This is a genomic window from Streptomyces sp. NPDC006544, from assembly GCF_040611715.1.
GTDB lineage: Bacteria > Actinomycetota > Actinomycetes > Streptomycetales > Streptomycetaceae > Streptomyces.
In genome coordinates, this window is sequence record NZ_JBEXOV010000006.1 from 78,456 (window position 1) to 95,224 (window position 16,769).

Annotated in this window: 16 protein-coding genes; 8 read left to right on the top strand and 8 right to left on the bottom strand. The window is 73.8% G+C overall.

Features of this window, described 5'->3' with window-relative positions:
- Positions 1-83: 83 nt before the first annotated feature.
- Both ABZY44_RS04765 and ABZY44_RS04770 read left to right on the top strand, forming a co-directional pair.
- Positions 84-563: a group III truncated hemoglobin gene (locus tag ABZY44_RS04765; RefSeq protein WP_356650141.1), complete on the top strand. Its 480-nt coding sequence runs from the start codon at positions 84-86 to the stop codon at positions 561-563.
- 154 nt (positions 564-717) lie between these two features.
- A complete protein-coding gene (locus ABZY44_RS04770) occupies positions 718-1,125 on the top strand; it encodes a VOC family protein (RefSeq protein WP_356650142.1) in 408 nt (135 codons plus the stop codon).
- Positions 1,126-1,198: 73 nt separating this feature from the next.
- On the opposite strand, the gene nirD is transcribed toward ABZY44_RS04770, so the two are convergent.
- Genes nirD through ABZY44_RS04785 form a run of 3 tightly spaced genes read right to left on the bottom strand, consistent with a single transcriptional unit; the run spans position 1,199 to position 5,504 of the window.
- Positions 1,199-1,534 carry a nitrite reductase small subunit NirD gene (gene nirD / locus ABZY44_RS04775; RefSeq protein WP_356650143.1) on the bottom strand — a complete coding sequence of 112 codons (336 nt, stop codon included), beginning with the start codon at positions 1,532-1,534 and terminating at the stop codon, positions 1,199-1,201.
- Complete coding sequence (gene nirB, locus ABZY44_RS04780; protein ID WP_356650144.1) at positions 1,531-4,083, bottom strand: nitrite reductase large subunit NirB; 2,553 nt, start codon at positions 4,081-4,083, stop codon at positions 1,531-1,533. Before nirB ends, nirD begins: the two co-directional genes overlap by 4 nt.
- Before the next feature lie 2 nt (positions 4,084-4,085).
- Positions 4,086-5,504, bottom strand: a complete 1,419-nt coding sequence (locus ABZY44_RS04785) for an FAD-dependent oxidoreductase (protein WP_356650145.1) — start codon at positions 5,502-5,504, stop codon at positions 4,086-4,088.
- A gap of 168 nt (positions 5,505-5,672) precedes the next feature.
- Between ABZY44_RS04785 and ABZY44_RS04790 the strand changes: the two genes are divergently transcribed.
- From ABZY44_RS04790 to ABZY44_RS04805, 4 genes are read left to right on the top strand one after another with little or no spacing between them, the layout of a single operon-like run.
- Complete coding sequence (locus tag ABZY44_RS04790) at positions 5,673-6,968, top strand: ferredoxin reductase family protein (RefSeq protein WP_356650146.1); 1,296 nt, start codon at positions 5,673-5,675, stop codon at positions 6,966-6,968.
- Positions 6,969-7,015: 47 nt separating this feature from the next.
- Positions 7,016-7,309: a hypothetical protein gene (locus tag ABZY44_RS04795; RefSeq protein WP_356650147.1), complete on the top strand. Its 294-nt coding sequence runs from the start codon at positions 7,016-7,018 to the stop codon at positions 7,307-7,309.
- Between the two features lie 37 nt (positions 7,310-7,346).
- Positions 7,347-8,123 carry a TSUP family transporter gene (locus ABZY44_RS04800; RefSeq protein ID WP_356650148.1) on the top strand — a complete coding sequence of 259 codons (777 nt, stop codon included), beginning with the start codon at positions 7,347-7,349 and terminating at the stop codon, positions 8,121-8,123.
- A 21-nt stretch (positions 8,124-8,144) separates the two neighbouring features.
- Complete coding sequence (locus tag ABZY44_RS04805) at positions 8,145-9,131, top strand: class I SAM-dependent methyltransferase (protein WP_356650149.1); 987 nt, start codon at positions 8,145-8,147, stop codon at positions 9,129-9,131.
- A gap of 70 nt (positions 9,132-9,201) precedes the next feature.
- On the opposite strand, the gene ABZY44_RS04810 is transcribed toward ABZY44_RS04805, so the two are convergent.
- The gene (locus tag ABZY44_RS04810; protein ID WP_356650150.1) at positions 9,202-10,596 is read right to left on the bottom strand and encodes an MFS transporter; all 1,395 of its coding nucleotides are present in this window, start codon (positions 10,594-10,596) and stop codon (positions 9,202-9,204) included.
- Positions 10,597-10,736: 140 nt separating this feature from the next.
- On the opposite strand from ABZY44_RS04810, the gene ABZY44_RS04815 reads away from it, so the two are divergent.
- A complete protein-coding gene (locus ABZY44_RS04815; protein WP_356650152.1) occupies positions 10,737-11,321 on the top strand; it encodes an XRE family transcriptional regulator in 585 nt (194 codons plus the stop codon).
- 18 nt (positions 11,322-11,339) lie between these two features.
- Here ABZY44_RS04815 and ABZY44_RS04820 read toward each other — a convergent pair whose 3' ends face one another.
- The 3 genes from ABZY44_RS04820 to ABZY44_RS04830 all read right to left on the bottom strand — a co-directional run bounded on the left by ABZY44_RS04820 (position 11,340) and on the right by ABZY44_RS04830 (position 13,860).
- Complete coding sequence (locus ABZY44_RS04820; RefSeq protein WP_356650153.1) at positions 11,340-12,365, bottom strand: hypothetical protein; 1,026 nt, start codon at positions 12,363-12,365, stop codon at positions 11,340-11,342.
- Between the two features lie 165 nt (positions 12,366-12,530).
- Positions 12,531-13,151: a class F sortase gene (locus tag ABZY44_RS04825; protein ID WP_356650217.1), complete on the bottom strand. Its 621-nt coding sequence runs from the start codon at positions 13,149-13,151 to the stop codon at positions 12,531-12,533.
- Between the two features lie 160 nt (positions 13,152-13,311).
- Positions 13,312-13,860: a hypothetical protein gene (locus ABZY44_RS04830; protein WP_356650154.1), complete on the bottom strand. Its 549-nt coding sequence runs from the start codon at positions 13,858-13,860 to the stop codon at positions 13,312-13,314.
- A gap of 406 nt (positions 13,861-14,266) precedes the next feature.
- Here ABZY44_RS04830 and ABZY44_RS04835 point away from each other — a divergent pair, with 406 nt between their 5' ends.
- On the top strand, positions 14,267-14,755 hold the full coding sequence (locus ABZY44_RS04835) for a gamma-glutamylcyclotransferase family protein (protein ID WP_356650155.1): 489 nt from the start codon (positions 14,267-14,269) through the stop codon (positions 14,753-14,755).
- Between the two features lie 33 nt (positions 14,756-14,788).
- Here ABZY44_RS04835 and dnaG read toward each other — a convergent pair whose 3' ends face one another.
- Complete coding sequence (gene dnaG / locus ABZY44_RS04840) at positions 14,789-16,702, bottom strand: DNA primase (RefSeq protein ID WP_356650156.1); 1,914 nt, start codon at positions 16,700-16,702, stop codon at positions 14,789-14,791.
- Between the last annotated feature and the right edge of the window lie 67 nt (positions 16,703-16,769).

Sequence of the window (16,769 nt, forward strand, 5' to 3'; positions counted from 1 at the left end):
CCGGGGATACGGATCCTCCGCCGCGACGTATTGCGGGACTTTCAGCCCTGGGGAGGCTCCGGGTGCGGGAGGATGGTGGTGCCATGACCCCCGTCCCCGCCGAAGCCGGCCTCCGAGGCCGCGCCGACCTCCGCGACCGCGCCGACCTCGACGTCGTGCTGCGCCGCTTCTACACGGCCGCCTTCGCCGACCCGGGGATCGGGCCGTTCTTCACCGAGATCGCCGGCACCGACCTCGGTGCGCACCTGCCCCGGATCACCGACTTCTGGGAGCGGGCCCTGTTCCGTACCGCCGACTACCGGCGCGACGCCTTCGCCCCGCACGCCGCCCTCCACTCGGCCCGCGAGATGACCGCCGAGGACTTCGGCCGCTGGGTGCAGCTGTGGCGCGCCACGATCGACGGACTGCACCGGGGCCCGAACGCCGAGCGGGCCAAGGCGATGGGCGAGCGGATCGCGCTGACCCTGCACAAGCGGCTGAACGGCGCGGAGGTCTCCTGGGAGAGCGAGGGCGGGCTCGGCTTCGTCCCGCTGGCCGCCCTGCGGCTCCGGTCCCTCACCTGACGTCGACCGATCCCCTGCCTGACCTGCGGGTTCGTGCTCGGCGAAGGAATTTCGAGAAATTTTTGCCGGGAGAGATGAGTTCCGCGCCCCACGCCGGTCTACCCCTCGAAAGCAACGGGAGCACCCGGAGCGCACCGAGAGAAGAGGGACCGAGATGTCCGCCACCATGATCTTCGTCAACCTGCCGGTCAAGGACCTCGAGGCCAGCAAGACCTTCTGGGGGAAGCTCGGCTACTCCTTCAACGCCCAGTTCACCGACGAGAACTGCGCCTCCATGGTCATCAGCGACACGATCGTCGCCATGCTCCTGACCGAGGCCCGCTACAAGGACTTCACGCACAAGGAGATCGCCGACTCCACCAAGACCTCCGAGGTCCTGATCTGTCTGAGCGCCGAGAGCCGGGACAAGGTCGACGAGCTCGTCGACGGGGCCCTGGCGGGCGGGGCCACCGAACCCCGCCCCGCGCAGGACCACGGCGTCATGTACGGCCGCGCCTTCGACGACCTCGACGGCCACACGTGGGAGATCATGTGGATGGACCCGGCGATGGTCCAGTCCTGACCTGCTGCCCGACCTGCTGCCTGACCTGCGGCCCGGCCGTCCGGACACCACCGTCCGGACCCGGGCCCGGTCCTCAGGCGGAGGTCGCGGCGGTCCGCACCGGGAACGTCCGGACCGCCACCTCCTCGTCGTCCAGGCAGCGCCCCGACTCCAGGTCGAAGCGCTGCTTGAGCAGCGGCGAGGCCACGAAGGCCCGCCCGGCCGCCGAACCGACCAGCCCGCGCGAGAGCACGTGCGCCCCGGTGAAGGGGTCGCGGTTGGCGATGGCGTACGCGCGCCCCTTGCGGTCGACGAACACCGCGGCCTGGCTCCCGTCCGGCAGCAGGGCCGCGACCCCGCGACCCGGGACCAGCGCGGACAGCTCGCACACCGTCAGCCAGCCTTCGGCGACCTGCAGTTCGACGGTCATCGGGTACCTCCCAGGGATCCAGCGGGCTCGAGGGTCAGGATGGTCAGGTCGGGCTTGACCTGGTCGCGCTCGGGGACGAACTTCACGGTCGGGTCGGGGGCGCCGGGCGCGTTGACGAAGGACACGAACCGGCGAAGCCGTTCAGGGTCCTGGAGCGTCTCGGCCCACTCGTCGCGGTAGTGCGCCACGTGGTCCGCCATCAGCGACTCCAGCTCCGCGCACAGCCCGAGGGAGTCGTGCACGACCACGTCCCGCAGGTGGTCGAGGCCTCCCTCCAGTCGCTCCAGCCAGGTGGACGTGCGCTCCAGCCGGTCGGCGGTGCGGATGTAGAACATCAGGAACCGGTCGATGAGCCGGACGAGTTCGGCGTCGGACAGGTCCTGGGCCAGGAGGTCGGCGTGGCGCGGGGTGGCTCCGCCGTTGCCGCCGACGTAGAGGTTCCAGCCGCTGGCCGTCGCGATGATCCCGAAGTCCTTGCTCTGGGCCTCCGCGCACTCGCGGGCGCATCCGGAGACCGCCGACTTCAGCTTGTGCGGGGCGCGCAGGCCCCGGTAGCGCAGCTCCAGGTCGATGGCCATGCGCACGGAGTCCTGGACCCCGTAGCGGCACCAGGTCTGGCCCACGCAGGACTTCACCGTCCGCAGGGCCTTGCCGTAGGCGTGCCCGGACTCGAACCCGGCGTCGACGAGCCGGGCCCAGATCTGCGGGAGCTGGTCCACGCTCGCGCCGAAGAGGTCGATGCGCTGACCACCGGTGATCTTCGTGTAGAGGCCGAAGTCGCGCGCCACCTCGCCGATCACGATGAGCTTGTCGGGGGTGATCTCGCCGCCGGGGATGCGCGGGACCACCGAGTACGAGCCGTTGCGCTGCAGGTTCGCGAGGAAGTGGTCGTTGGTGTCCTGGAGGGCGGCCTGCTCACGGTCCAGGACGTAGCCGCTCGCGCCGAGGGTGGCGGCGAGCGAGGCGATGACCGAGCCGAAGGCCGGCTTGCAGACCTCGCATCCCTCACCTCCCCGGGCGCCCTCCCGGCCGTGGCTGTCGAGGAACTGCTCGAAGGAGGTCACGCGCAGGGTGCGGACGATCTCGTACAGCTCGGCCCGGGTGAAGGGGAAGCAGCCGCACAGCCCCTTGTCGGCGGCGGCCGGCAGCAGCTGGCCGATCACCTTGAGGCAGCTGCCGCAACCGGTGCCCGCCTTGGTGCACTTCTTCACCTCGGGCAGGGTCGCGCAGGCGGTGATGGCCTTCTTCGTGACGTTGTGGCAGGAGCAGATCACCGCCGAGTCGGGCAGCGAGGCCGGGCCGAGGGCCACCGGCGCCCCGGCCCCGGCGGGCAGCACCAGCTGCTCGGGGGTGACGGGCGGGACGGAGCCGGTGAGCGGGCGCAGCAGGCCGTAGGAGTCGGCGTCACCGACCAGGACGCCGCCGAGCAGGACGCCTTCAGCGGAGACGACCACCTTCTTGTAGACCCCGGAGCGGGAGTCGGAGTAGACGACGTCCAGGCTGCCCTCGGTGGCGCCGTGCGCGTCGCCGAAGGAGGCCACGTCCACGCCGAGCAGCTTGAGCTTGGTGGAGAGGTCGGCCCCGGTGAACTCCTTCTCGCGGCCCAGCAGGTCCTCGGCGGCCGTCTCGGCCATCTCGTACCCGGGGGCGACCAGGCCGTAGACGCGGCCGTCGGCGGCCAGCGCGCACTCGCCGATGGCGTACACGTGCGGGTCGGAGGTGCGGCAGCGGGCGTCGACGGCGATGCCGCCGCGCTCGCCCACGCTCAGGCCGGCCGCGCGGGCGAGCTGGTCACGGGGGCGGACGCCGGCGGAGAAGACGACCAGGTCGGTCGGGACGACGGAGCCGTCGGACAGCTTCATGCCGCTGACCGAGCCGTCCTCGCCGGTGACGACCTCCTGGGTGCCGACGCCGGTGTGGACGGTGAGTCCCATGTTCTCGATGGTGCGCAGCAGGGCCGCTCCGCCGCCCTCGTCGACCTGGACGGGCATCAGGCGGGGCGCGAACTCCACGATGCGGGTGGTGAGCCCGAGGCCCTGGAGCGCACCGGCGGCCTCCAGCCCGAGCAGTCCGCCGCCGACGACGGCGCCCGCGGTCCGGGTCTTGGCGTACTCCTCGATCGCGAGGAGGTCCTCGATGGTGCGGTAGACGAAACAGCCCGGGGCGTCCTTGCCGGGGACGGGCGGCACGAAGGGGTAGCTGCCGGTCGCGAGGACGAGCACGTCGTACGGGATCACGCGCCCGGAGCGGGAGGTGACGGTGCGGGCGTCCCGGTCTACGGTCTCGGCGGGGTCGTCGAGGTGGAGGGTGATCCCGTGCTCCGCCATGAAGGAGGCCGGGGTCATCGACAGGTCCTCGGGGGTGCTCCCGGAGAAGTACGAGGTCAGGTGCACGCGGTCGTAGGCGGGCCGGGGCTCCTCGCAGAGCACGGTGATCCGGTGCGTGGCGGTGGCACCGAGCTCGGCGAGCGCCTCCAGGTAGCGCTGGCCGACCATGCCGTGGCCGATGAGCACGATGGCGGGAGTGGGCGTGGGCGTGGCTGCGGCCATGATCAGGAGCCTCCGTCGTCGGTGAGCAGGTGGTACACGTCGGTCGCGGTGTCGAGCGAGCAGTCGTCCTCCCAGCCCCGGGCGAGGGCGCCCACGCTGGAGAGTTCGCCGAGCAGGACCCCGCCGACGAGGCGGTCGCCGCGGACGACGACCTTGCGGTAGGTGCGGCGGGTGGCGTCGGTGAGCCGGACCACGTCGTCGCCGGGGAGCGGGGTGGTCTCGCCGAACGCGGCGAGGTCGAGGGGGCGGCCCCCGGCGTCCGCGGCGGTGAGGGTGAGGCGGGTCAGGGCGCGGGTGCCGGTGTAGGAGGACGGGGGCGGGGACGGGGTGGCGCCCGCGGTGTCGTGGCCGGTGTCCTGGACCGGGGTGGTCGCGGCGGGGACGCCGAGGCCCCGGCCGGTGCCGAGGAGGACCTTGGCGAGCGCCTCGGCCTGTTCCAGGGCGGGACCCGCCAGGCCGTAGACCCGGCCCGCGTGCTCGGCGCAGTCGCCGATGGCGTGGATGCGGGGGTCGCTGGTGCGCAGCCGGTCGTCGACGACGACGCCGGTGCGGACGTCGAGGCCGGCCGCCAGCGCGAGGCCGGTGCGGGGCCTCACGCCGCAGGCGAGCACGACGAGGTCGGCGTCGAGACGGTAGCCGTCGGCGAGTTCGACACCGGTGGCCCGGCGGGGCCCCGCGGGCTCCGCCGCCCGGACCCGCGCCCCGGACGGTCCCGGACCCCGTCCGGGGAGATCCCCGGACGGAGCAGGGTTGCGTCCGGCCCCCGGCGACGCGTCCGCGGGAGCCGTCGCCAGGCCGCGGACCCGGCATTCCGTGTGGATCTCGATGCCCATCGAGGTGAGGTGCGCGTGCAGCAGGGCGGAGGCGTCCGCGTCGAGCTGGCGCTCCATCAGGCGCTCGCCCTGCTGGGTCAGGACCACCTGGGCGCCGCGCTCGGCGAGGGCGCGGGCCGCCGAGACGCCGAGGAGGCCGCCGCCGATCACCACCGCGCGCACGCCGGGCCGTACGGCTTCCGAGAGGGCCAGGCAGTCGTCCATGGTGCGGAACGCGTGCACGCCGTAGGGGAGTTCGCGCCCCTCGGGTGCGAACAGGCCGCGCAGGGGCGGCAGGACCGGGTTCGACCCGGTGGCCAGCACCAGCGTGTCGTACGGCTCCACCGTTCCGTCGTCGCAGTGCACCACCTGCTCCGCCCGGTCGATCCGCACCGCCCGCACGCCCCGGCGCAGCGCCGGACCCGCGGCGGGCAGGGCCGTCACCTCCGGCGCGTAGCGGCCCGCGAGCACCTCCGCGAGGAGGACCCGGTTGTACGGGACGTGCGGCTCCTCCCCGAGGACGCACACGTCCCCGCCCAGCCGGGCGGCGAGCCGCAGGCCCGCGAGCCCGGCGCCGATCACCACCACGCGCTGCTTTTTCGAGGTCATGACACGAGAGTGCGCGGCCGCTGTTTCCCCACGGCATCGCCTCTGTTTCCCTGACGGAACGCCGACCTCAGCGTGCGGGTTAAGGGCCCGTGAGGCGTTCCTCAAGGCCGCCTTAAGGATCATCCCGAGGGCCGGGGAGCCCTCCGGACCGCCCTTAGCGTGGCCCGTATGCGAGATGCGGCGGTACGGGTCAAGGGCGGGATGCTGGGCGGGGCGGGCGTCGTGGTCCTGCTGTGGGCGGCCCAGGTGCGTCCCTCGGCCCGGCTCGACGCCCTGTTCGCGACCGCCGCCCACCTGTCCGGCCTCCTCGCCGGGTACGGGATCCTCGTCCTGCTGTTCCTGATGGCCCGGGTCCCCGCCGTGGAGCACGGGGTCGGCGCCGACCGGCTCGCCCGCTGGCACGCCCTGGGCGGCCGCCACGTCCTGTTGCTCTGCGCCGGACACGGACTCCTCGCGCTCTGCGGCTACGCCGTCCACGAAGGCCTCGACGTGCTCTCCGCCGTCCGGGAGCTGCTCGGCTACCCGGCCGTGGCCGCCGCGGTCGCCGGGAGCCTCCTGCTGGCCGCCGTCGGCGTCACCTCCGCCCGCTCCGTGCGCCGCCGCGTCCCGCACGAGACCTGGCGCGGGGTGCACCTGCTCGTCCACCTCGCCGCCGCCCTCGCCTTCGGCCACCAGCTCGCCGGACCCGACCTGCGCCCCGTCGCCTGGTTCTGGGCCCTCGCGCACGCCGTCGTCGCCGTCCTGCTCGTCTGGTACCGCGCCGTGGTCCCCGTCCGCCAGGCCCTGCGGCACGCGCTGCGGGTCGCGGGTGTCTTCGTCGAGGGACCCGGGGTGGTATCCGTCGTCGTCCGCGGGGAGCGCCTCGCGGAGCTGCGCGCCGAGCCGGGGCAGTACCTGCGCTGGCGCTTCCTGCAGCGCAGGCTCTGGCACACCGCGCTGCCGTTCTCGCTGTCGGCGCCGGTCCGCGGGGACACCCTGCGCATCACCGTGAAGGCGCTGGGCGGCCACTCCCGCCGGATCCGGCGGCTGCGCCCCGGCACCAGGGTCCTCGCCACCGGGCCCTTCGGCGCGCTCACCGCCGCCCGGCGGACCCGGCCCAAGGTGCTCCTGATCGCCGGCGGGGTCGGGATCACCCCGATGCGGACGCTGTTCGAGACGCTGCCCGGCGGGCCCGGGGACATCACGCTGCTCTACCGGGCCGGGGCCGAGGAGCAGCTCGTCCTGCGCTGCGAGCTGGAGGCCATCGCCGCCGAACGGCAGGCCGGGCTGCACTACCTGCTCGGGCCGTCGGACGCCGCCCACGATCCGCTGGCGCCCCGGGCGCTCACCGCGCTGGTGCCGGAACTGGCGGAGCACGACGTGTACCTGTGCGGGCCGCCCGGGATGGCGGAGGCCACCCGGACCGCACTGCTGCGGGCCGGGGTGCCGGCCGGCCGCATCCACAGCGAGTGCTTCAGCTCCTGACCGTGCCCGGGCCCACCAGCCCTCCGATCCCGAGAGGCCGCCGCGTCATGCGTCACCCGCTGCACGTCGCCCTGCCCGTGTCCGTGCGAGCCGGGGCGGAGCCGCCGGCCGGGCCGCCGGCCGCCGCCCGCCACCGCAGACCCCGTACTCCGCCGCTGCGCGCCGTGCGGGCCGTGCTGGCATCCGTGCCGCCCGCGCGGCGCCTCGCGGCCGGGCTCGGGCTGGCCAGCGTGCTGGCCGCGACCGTGCTGACGGCGGCGGTGGACCCGGCCTCCCCGGCGGCCCCGGACCGGGCGCCGGCCCGGCAAAGCTCAACCTTTGCGCAAGTTTCCGGGGATTGATGGCCAGTGCACCCAACCGCTCCATAGGGTCGGGTCCGTGCCTGACATATCGACGACCATGATCGTCACTTTGTGCGTGGCCGCCGCCGCGGCCGGCTGGATCGACGCCGTCGTGGGCGGCGGGGGCCTGCTGCTCCTGCCCGCCCTGCTGCTCGGTCTGCCGCACGCCCACCCCGCCACCGTCCTCGGAACCAACAAGGCCGTGGCCATCGTGGGCACCTCGGGCGCCGCCGTGACGTACCTGCGCAAGACCCGGGTGGACGTGAAACTCGCCGTCCGCATCGGCCTGGCCGCCCTCGCCGGCTCGATGGGCGGGGCCGCGCTGGCCGGCGGGATCAGCAAGGACGCGCTGCGCCCGCTGATCATGGCCGTTCTGGTGGTGGTCGCGGGCTTCGTCGTCTTCCGTCCCGCCTTCGGAACGGTCCCCGGCGCCGCGCCGGCCAGCAGGCAGCGGGTGCTGCTCGCCATCGCCCTGGCCGGCCTCGGCATCGGCTTCTACGACGGCCTCATCGGGCCCGGCACCGGCACCTTCCTCGTCCTGGCCCTGACGGCACTGCTCCACCTGGACCTGGTCACCGCCTCCGCCACCGCGAAGATCGTCAACGTGTGCACCAATGCCGGGGCGCTGGCGATGTTCGCGTACCAGGGCATGGTGCTGTGGCAACTGGCCGCCCTGATGGCGGTGTTCAACCTCGCCGGCGCCATGGTCGGAGCCGCGATGGCCCTGCGCAAGGGGACCGGGTTCGTCCGCGGCGTCCTCCTCACGGTCGTCGGGGCCCTGGTCATCAAGCTGGGTCTCGAACAGTGGGGCTGACCTGGGCGTAGGGTTTTGGACGTGCCCCACCTCGAAATAGTCGATCTGATCGCCGTCTTCGACCCGCGCAGCGGCGCCCGGCTGCCGGTGCGCCGCGGTGACGTGGTCCGGGCGCTCGACGCGTGCGGGGACCGGCGCGCGGCCCGCATCGCCGCCGGACTTCCGGCCGGACCCGACGACGTACTCGACCCGCTCGCCGTGGACCGCGTGCTGATCGGCGTCCACACCGCGACGCAGCGGCTCGACGAGGAACTGGGCACCGCCGAACGGCTGGTGGAGGTGCTCGGCCCGCTGTTCGAGACCATCCGCGAGATCGCGGGCCGCCGCGGCCGCTTCCGCCTCGTCGACATCGGCTCCGGGACCGGCCACCTCGTACGGCGGCTCGCGGCCACCGGCGCGCTGGGGCCGGGCGTCGAACTCGTCGGGGTCGACCTGAACGGCGCGCTCGTCGCCGAGGCCGACCGGCTGGCCCGCGCCGAGGGGCTCGACTGCCGGTTCGTCCACGGCAACGCCTTCGACCTCCCGGAAGTCGCCACCGTCTACGTCTCGTCCGGCCTGCTGCACCACCTGCGCGGCCCCGCGCTCGGGGAGTTCTTCGAAGCCCAGGCCGACTCGCCGGCGCTCGCCTTCTGCCACCTCGACATCGCCCCCACCCGCATGGCGCCGGTCGCCGCCCGGATGTTCCACCGCACCCGGACGAGGGATCCGCTCGCCCGCCACGACGGGGTGACCTCCGCACGCCGGGCCCACTCGGACGCGACGCTGCTGCGCGCCGCGACCGTACCGGGCATCAAGCCGCTGGTCCTCGCGCCCCAGGGCCCGCACCACCCCTTCCGTACGGGCGTGCGCCCCCTCCTCGGCATCCGGCCGTACCTGGAGGAACCGCTCCGCGAGGCCCTCGGGAGCTCCGCCGGCCGGCTGGTGGGCGTCCAGGGCGCCGACCCCCGCGGCCTGCCGTCCTCCGGGCGGCCCGGCACCGCCGAGGCCGCCACCGGCACAGCCCCCTGAGGCCCGCCGCCGCGGGACCGGGCAACCGGCCGCCGCGAGGTCCCGGAACCCGGCCGCCGGGCGGCAGCGATCAGGCCGCCGGGGACTTCGCCCGGGAGGCCCGCGCCACGACGAACAGGAACAGTCCGCAGGCCGTCACGAGCAGCCATCCGGGACGGGTCGCGCGGGCGAGGCCGGCCGGGCCCGCGCCCGCGACCAGACCCCCGGCGACGGCGATGCCGACCGCCGAGCCGATCTGGCGCGCGGTGGAGGTGATCGCCCCGGCCACGCCCGCCCGGGACGCGGGCAGGCCACCGACGGCCGTATGGGTGATCGGCGCGTTCGCGAAGCCGAACCCGATGCCGATGAGCAGGTAGGACAGCAGGAGCAGGAGGACGCCCGTGTCCGGCCCCAGGCCGACCAGGCAGAGCCCGCCGGCGGCCGTGAACGCGCCCGCGAGGACGAGCGGCCGCCCCGGCCCGAGGCGGCCCACCAGACGGCCGGACCACGGCGCGCACACGGTGGCCCCGAGCGCCATGGGCAGCGTCGCCGTCCCCGCCGCGAGCGGGGTCCAGCCGCGGGCTTCCTGGAGGTAGAGGGTGTTGAGCAGGAGGGTCACGTTGAGCGCGGCGAACAGCGCCACGGCGCCCAGGGCCGCCGAGGCGAAGGGGGGCCGCCGGAAGAGACCGAGGTCCATCAGGGGTTCGCTCCGGCGCCGTTCGACCCGGACGAATCCCGCCGTGGCCAGCGCGGCGGCCGTGGAGCAGGCCAGCGCCGGGACCGAGGTCCAGCCGATGCGGGGCCCTTCGATGAGGACGCCGACCGAAAGGCACAGGGCGGCCGTGAGGAGCACCTGGCCGGGCAGGTCGAGCCGCCGGGCACGGCCGCGGGACTCCGGCACGAAGACCGCGACCAGGGCGAGCGCGGCGACGACGACCGGTGCGTTGATCCAGAACACCGAACGCCAGCCGAAGGCACCGACGAGGGCCCCGCCGATCACCGGACCCGCGGCCATGCTGAGCCCGAAGACCGACGCCCACACACCGATCGCCCGAGCCCGCTCCCGAGGATCGGGCATCACGTTCACGACGATCGCCAGCGCCACCGGGCTCAGCATCGAGGCCCCGACCCCCTGGACGGCGCGCGCCGCGACGAGGACGCCGAGCGACGGAGCCAGCGCGCAGACGAGGGAGGCGACGCCGAAGAGGGCGAGTCCGCACTGGAAGACGCGGCGGCGCCCGAAGCGGTCCGCGAGGGCGCCGGAGGCGACGAGGAGGCTGGCCAGGACCAGGGTGTAGGCGTCCACGACCCATTCCAGGCCGTGCGTGCCCACGCCCAGGCCGCGCCCGATCACGGGCAGGCCCACGTTGACGATGGTGGTGTCCACGCCGACGAGGAACATGCTCAGCGCGCAGACGGCCAGGACCGTCCACCGTCGGCGCGCACTCGGCGCGGGTACGGCAGGAGCCGCAAGGGTCGTGGTCACTGGATCCGCCTTCGGTCCGGGGGGCGCGTCCGGCCTCCGGCACCGCCGTCTGCCGTCCGCCGTTCTTCTCCGCACGCCCATGCTCGGATCCGGCGCCGGATCCGGCCCAGAGAATTTGCCGATCCTGCAAAATGGCCGGCATGGACCCCGAACTCGCCCGGACGCTCGACGGCATCGGACCGCGGCTCCGCGCCCTGCGCCGCGACCGCGGACTGACCCTCGAGGTGCTCGCGCAGGACACCGGGATCTCCGTGAGCACGCTGTCGCGGCTGGAGTCGGGCAAGCGGCGCCCGGCGCTCGAACTGCTCATCCCGCTCGCGCGCGCGCACCGCGTCGCCCTGGACCAACTGGTGCACGCGCCGGTCACCGGCGACCCCCGCGTGCACCTGCAACCCCTCCGCCGGGAGCACGGCAGCGTGCTGGTGCCCCTGACGCAGTACCCGGGCCGGGTCCAGGTGTTCAAGCAGGTGCTCTCGTACCGCGAACCGAAGCTCGTCACCCATGCCGGCTACGAATGGCTCTACGTGCTCGCGGGCGAGCTCCGCCTGGTCATCGGGGAGCGCACGTTCACCCTCCGGCCGGGCGAGGTGGCCGAGTTCGACACCGGCGAACCCCACTGGTTCGGGCCCGTCGACGTGAACGCGGTGGAGATCCTGCACCTGTTCGGACCCCGCGGCGACCAGGCGGTCGTCCGCACGGGCCCGTCGGCGCGGGAGCGGCCGTAGTGCCCCTGCGTGTGACGGCTACAGACGGGAGATGAGGTCGCTGGTCGCCGTGGTCAGCGCCGTGACACCGGGCAGGGCTTCCGTGATTCTTTCCAGTGCGGTGCGGACGCGGCCGGTCTCGCGCTGGCCGGGGGGCAGTTGCAACTCCTCCTCCACCTCGTCCGCGTCACGTTGGACGCGTGCCTGTGCGCGTTCGGGGAGGTTGCTGCTCTCCTGCCGGGTGAGCCGCAGGACGAATTGCGCCAGTTCGGCCACCTCGGTGAGTTCGGCGGGTGAGGCCATGGGGCGCGTGATGTGGACGTCGCCGTGCATCGTGGCCCCCGGGCCGGTCTGCACCTGTCCGTGGACACTGTTGATGTTGACGCTGTGGTTCTCGTTGCTCATGTCTCTCCAGTCCCCTCCGTGCTCGTCGAGGCAGCGCCGCCCCTTGGTGGTCAGCCGCAGCTTCCCGGAATTGCAGATCTCGATCAGCTCTTTGTCCCTGGCGGTCTCCACGGCGTCCTCGACCTCCAGCCAGGACAGCGGGACGTCGTCGAGCGGATCGAACTCCAGTAACCCCAGAGGGGCTTCGTGCCGTGACCGCCACCGCCCCACATTTAGATGTTCCCTTACCTCCTTCACCCTGTCGTCGCGCGAGGGGAGAGGAAGCCAGCCGTCATCGTGTCGTGCCGAGGCGAGCCCTTGATCGATCCGGCGCAGGAAGAAGGCCAGCACGCGCCAGCGGCGCACGGTCGCGTAGCCGGGCTCCGTACCGGCGCGGATGCGTGCATCGCGTTCGGCCTGCTCCGCGCGCTCAGTCTCGACCGACGCGGTGGCCCGCATCTCCAACAGCTTCTGCTGCTGCTCGTGCTCCCGTTGCCGTCGCAGCTGCCTCAGCTGCCTCAGCCAACGTTCCTCTCGCACTCCCGCCAGCTCACGCCTGCGTGCCGCCGACGGCCATCGGTCCTGGAGGTGCTCCCGGATCGCGGCGGCGATCCCCATGACGGTGATGCCGGCCAAAAGCAGGGCGAGGCCCGGGACGATGATTCTGCTCGAGAGCCACACGACCGAAATCTAGGACCTGGCAGGGCCGTCTGGTAGAGAAACGACACCGAATGTCTGCGAGCACGGGAGCCCGCCCCGATCCGCTGGGGCTTCTGCCCTTCCTGATCGGCCGGTCCGCGGACCTGACCGGCTGTCCTCCCGGTCACCGCTCGACGGCGGGAGCGGTCAGAACGTGCCCGTGAGATGGGCGAAGACGACCACGTTGCCCCGGTAGCCGGTGCGCGGGGAGAAGCCCCCGCCGCAGGTGATGACGCGGAGCTCGGCGCGCGGCGCGGTGCCGTACACGCGGGAGTCGGGGAAGGCCTTGGCGTCGTAGACCTCGACCGCGTGGACCGTGAACACGGCCGTACTGCCGTCCTCGCGTGCGATCTCGATCAGGGCGCCGCGGTGCAGCGCTCCGAGGTGGTAGAAGACCGCCGGGCCGGTGGCGTCGTCCACGTGACCGGCGACGACCGCGGTGCCGGTGGCGCCCGGGGTGGTCCCGTCGCGGTACCAGCCCGCCAGGTCCCGGCGGGCGGGCGGCGGCACCTCCAGGCTGCCGTCGGCCTGCAGGCCCAGCCCGGTCAGCGGGGCGTCCACCCGGATCGAGGGGATCCGGATGCGGGTGGGCGGGGACCCGGGGAGCGCCGCGATGGCCCCGGGGTACTGGGCCTGGGCGCTCAGCGCCTCGCCGGGGGAGGGCAGCGGCGGCCGGACCGGCTCACTGGAACCGCTGCCGACGAGCCAGACGCCGATGCACGCGGCGAGCGCGACGAGCCCGCCGCGGCGGGCCAGGCTTGCGTCCATGCCCATGCGAGGCCCCCTTGCCGTCGCGCTGTCGTTGCTGTTGCCGCTGCCTTCGTGGTGGGTGGCCGTCGCCCGGCCCCGCGAACGGGGGGGACCTCGCGGGGCGGGCGACGGGGGACGGTACCGGTCGGACCACGGCCGGAGCCGCGGTGGGCGTCCGTCAGCTCCGCGTGCCGCTCGCCCGGCGACGCAGGAGCCAGGTACCGCCGACGGCGGCAGCGGCCAGCACGGCCGCTCCCGCCGCGATCTTGGCGGGGTCGGCGGTGGTGGTCGTGCCACCGCCGACCCCGGTTCGCACGTGGCCCTGCGGGCCGCGGTCGTGTTCGGTGACGATCAGGTCGCCGGTGGCGAACTTGCCGTTCGCGCAGGTGGCGCCGATGTCGTAGGTGCCGGGGTGGACGCCGTGGGCGATCTGGAACTGCCCCACGACCCTCTCCTTGTGGGGCCCCGGGGTCAGCTTGAAGCGGCCGCCGCCGACGGTGGACGCGTCGCCCTCGGCGTGACTGCCGCTGCCGCAGGCCCCCGTGTTCACCGTGATGGTGGTGCCGGGGGCGGCGGACTTGGGCCAGACCTCCAGCGGGGCGAAGTCACCGGCCGCGAAGCCCGCCATGCCGAGGTCCGCGGCGGCCACGGCGCCGGCCACCGGGCCGGTGAACGCGACGGCGGTCAGCGCGGTGGCGGTGAGCACGTGGGCGGTGCGTCGACGCATGGGGGGTCTCCTGTGGACACGGGGTCGTGTTTCCGAGGTAACCCGGGCGGTACGGCGGCCGCCTGCTGATGCGGTGTCAGATGCGGCCCCTGACGCCGGTGAGCGTGCCGTTTCGGCAGGTCAAACGCTATGACGCGGCCATCCGAGGGCCCCCACCCCGTCCGGGTGAACGCCGACGGGGCCGCTCTCGCAGGGCCGCCCGCCGCAGTCGCCCACGGTGCGGCGGGAGGGCGGTACGGGAGCGGTCGGCGGAGGAGGCAGACTGGCGGTGGACGGCGTCGGTTCGGTCACCGGCGTCGCGAAGGGTGCGACAGCGGTGCGTACGGGGGCTTGCGCGGCCGGAACGGGGACGTTCGGCCACGCCGAGCCGCGGCGGACCGCCCGGTGCGAGCAGAGGGAGGGCCGTATGGCGTGGGTCGACCGGCCGGAGCAGCGGGGCGGAAGGGTGAGTTCCGCACCGGATCCGGGGGAGCCGCAGGAGCTTCCGTTCTTCGTCTACGGGACCCTGCGGCCGGGCGAGGTCAACCACGACCTGTTCCTGCGGGGCCGCACCGCCGCCGAGGAGCTCGCCCGCCTCCCGGACGCGGCGCTCTACGACGGCCCCGGCTACCCGTACGCCGTGGACCGCCCCGGCTCCGCCATAGCGGGGGAGCTGATCGTCCCGGCCCCGGGGGCCTACGGTGAACTCCTCGTCGCGCTCGACCTGCTGGAGGAGTACGAGGGCCCCGGGCATCCCGGCAACGTCTACGACCGCACCGCCCGCGAGACCCTGCGCCCCGACGGCACCCCGGTCCGCGCCTGGGTCTACCTCGCCGCCCCGCTCCTGGCCCGCCGCCTCGCGAGCTCCGGAACGGAGATCCCCGGCGGGGACTGGCTGCGCCGCCGGCTCCCGTAGGTCCTCGTCACGACCGACGCCGGGGGCCCGGCGCTACAGGCCTTCCGCGCCCCGGTTGCGCAGCCGCTGCCCGTACTGCTGGAGGACCCACAGTTCCTCCTGGACCGCGGCCAGCTGTTCCGGCGGGGTCTGGGGGCCGAGGCGGGCCATCGTGCCCTGGACCTCCTGGACCCGGCGGTCGACGGCGCGCAGCCGGACCTGGACCAGCTGGACCCCGGCGTAGATCTCGTCGACCGTCTTGGCGTGGATGGCCTCGACCGCGAGCTCGGTGACCAGCGCGCGGACGGTGTCGTTCGGCGCGGCCTCGCGGACCCGCGTCAGATAGTCCTCGGTGCCGAGCGAGGCCCCGCCGGCGTCCTGGACGGCCTGGCGGACGGCCGCGTAGGGCGGGGCGGTGAACTCGTCGATCCCGTACGCGTCGAAGGCGGGGGAGACCAGCGCCGGCCGTTGGAGGGCCAGCTTGAGCAACTCGCGCTCCGTGCGGTGGGCGGGGCTGCGCAGGTTCAGCGCGGGACCGCCCGCCGGGGCCGCGGCGGGCCCGGGCGCGGCCTCGTAGGAGGACCGGCCGCGGCCCTGCTGCTGTCCGCCGCCGGGCCCCTGGCCGCCGCGGTCGCGCGCCCAGCGGGCGACCTGCGCGACCCGCTTGACCACGAACTGCTCGTCGCGGATGCCGAGCATGCCGGCCAGCTGGACCGCCGACTCGTGCTGGATGGCGATGTTCTTGATGTTGGCGACGACGGGGGCGGCCTCGTCCAGCGCGGCGGCGCGCCCCGCCGGGTTCTCCAGGTTGTGCCGGGCCACGATGTGCCGCAGCGCGAACTCGAACAGCGGGGTGCGGGCCTCGACCAGCCCGGCCACGGCCGCGTCGCCGTGCGCGAGGCGCAGGTCGCAGGGGTCCATGCCGCCCGGGGCGATGGTGATGGAGGTTTCCGCGGCGAACTTCTGGTCGTCCTCGAAGGCGCGCAGCGCGGCCTTCTGGCCGGCGGCGTCCCCGTCGAAGGTGAAGATCACCTCTGCGGTCGCGTTGTCCATGAGCAGGCGCCGCAGGATCTTGATGTGGTCCCCGCCGAAGGCGGTGCCACAGGTGGCGATCGCGGTCGTGACCCCGGCCACGTGGCAGGCCATCACATCGGTGTAGCCCTCGACGACGACGGCCCGGGAGGTGCGGGCGATCTCCTTCTTGGCCAGGTCGATGCCGTAGAGCACCTGGGACTTCTTGTAGATCGAGGTCTCGGGCGTGTTCAGGTACTTGGGGCCGTTGTCGTCCTCGCGCAGCTTGCGCGCGCCGAAGCCCACGACCTCGCCGCTGATGTCGCGGATGGGCCACATCAGGCGGCCGCGGAAGCGGTCGATGGGCTTGCCGCTGCGGCTGTCCTGGGCCAGGCCGGAGGTGATCAGTTCCTTGTCGCTGAAGCCCTTGCCGCGCAGGAACCGGGTCAGGTGGTCCCAGCCGGCCGGGCTGTAGCCGACGCTGAAGTGCGCGGCGGCGGCCTGGTCGAAGCCGCGCTCGGCCAGGAACTTGCGGCCGATCTCGGCCTCGGCGCTGCCCAGCTGGTCCTGGTAGAACTCGGCGGCGGCCTTGTGGGCCTCGACCAGCCGGATGCGCTCGCCGCGGCCGCTGGTGCCGGCGGTGTAGCCGCCTTCTTCGTACCGCAGGGTGATGCCGGCCAGGCCGGCGAGCCGCTCGACCGCCTCGGAGAAGGAGAGGTGGTCGATCTTCATCACGAAGTCGAGGGTGTCCCCGCCCGCCTGGCAGCCGAAGCAGTGGTAGAGACCCTTGCTGGGGCTGACCTGGAAGGACGGGGACTTCTCGTCGTGGAAGGGGCAGAGGCCCTTGAGGTTGCCGCCGCCCGCGTTGCGCAATTGGAGGTAGTCGGAGACCACGGCGTCGATCGGGACCGCGTCCCGTACCGCCTTCACGTCGTCGTCGTTGATCCGTCCTGCCACACGCGTCAGTCTACGGCCGCGGACCGACAGTCCCGTCAGGCCCCCGGACGGCCCTGCGCCGGCCCGC

What these genes read in the sequence shown, in the direction of transcription:
- ABZY44_RS04795 (WP_356650147.1), top strand. Translation starts at nt 7,016, where the DNA reads ATGCGTCACCCGCTGCACGTCGCCCTGCCCGTGTCCGTGCGAGCCGGG.
- ABZY44_RS04785 (WP_356650145.1), bottom strand. Translation starts at nt 5,504, where the DNA reads ATGACCTCGAAAAAGCAGCGCGTGGTGGTGATCGGCGCCGGGCTCGCG.
- nirD (WP_356650143.1), bottom strand. Translation starts at nt 1,534, where the DNA reads ATGACCGTCGAACTGCAGGTCGCCGAAGGCTGGCTGACGGTGTGCGAG.
- ABZY44_RS04835 (WP_356650155.1), top strand. Translation starts at nt 14,267, where the DNA reads ATGGCGTGGGTCGACCGGCCGGAGCAGCGGGGCGGAAGGGTGAGTTCC.
- ABZY44_RS04825 (WP_356650217.1), bottom strand. Translation starts at nt 13,151, where the DNA reads ATGGACGCAAGCCTGGCCCGCCGCGGCGGGCTCGTCGCGCTCGCCGCG.
- ABZY44_RS04830 (WP_356650154.1), bottom strand. Translation starts at nt 13,860, where the DNA reads ATGCGTCGACGCACCGCCCACGTGCTCACCGCCACCGCGCTGACCGCC.
- nirB (WP_356650144.1), bottom strand. Translation starts at nt 4,083, where the DNA reads ATGGCCGCAGCCACGCCCACGCCCACTCCCGCCATCGTGCTCATCGGC.
- ABZY44_RS04815 (WP_356650152.1), top strand. Translation starts at nt 10,737, where the DNA reads ATGGACCCCGAACTCGCCCGGACGCTCGACGGCATCGGACCGCGGCTC.
- ABZY44_RS04770 (WP_356650142.1), top strand. Translation starts at nt 718, where the DNA reads ATGTCCGCCACCATGATCTTCGTCAACCTGCCGGTCAAGGACCTCGAG.
- ABZY44_RS04765 (WP_356650141.1), top strand. Translation starts at nt 84, where the DNA reads ATGACCCCCGTCCCCGCCGAAGCCGGCCTCCGAGGCCGCGCCGACCTC.
- ABZY44_RS04790 (WP_356650146.1), top strand. Translation starts at nt 5,673, where the DNA reads ATGCGAGATGCGGCGGTACGGGTCAAGGGCGGGATGCTGGGCGGGGCG.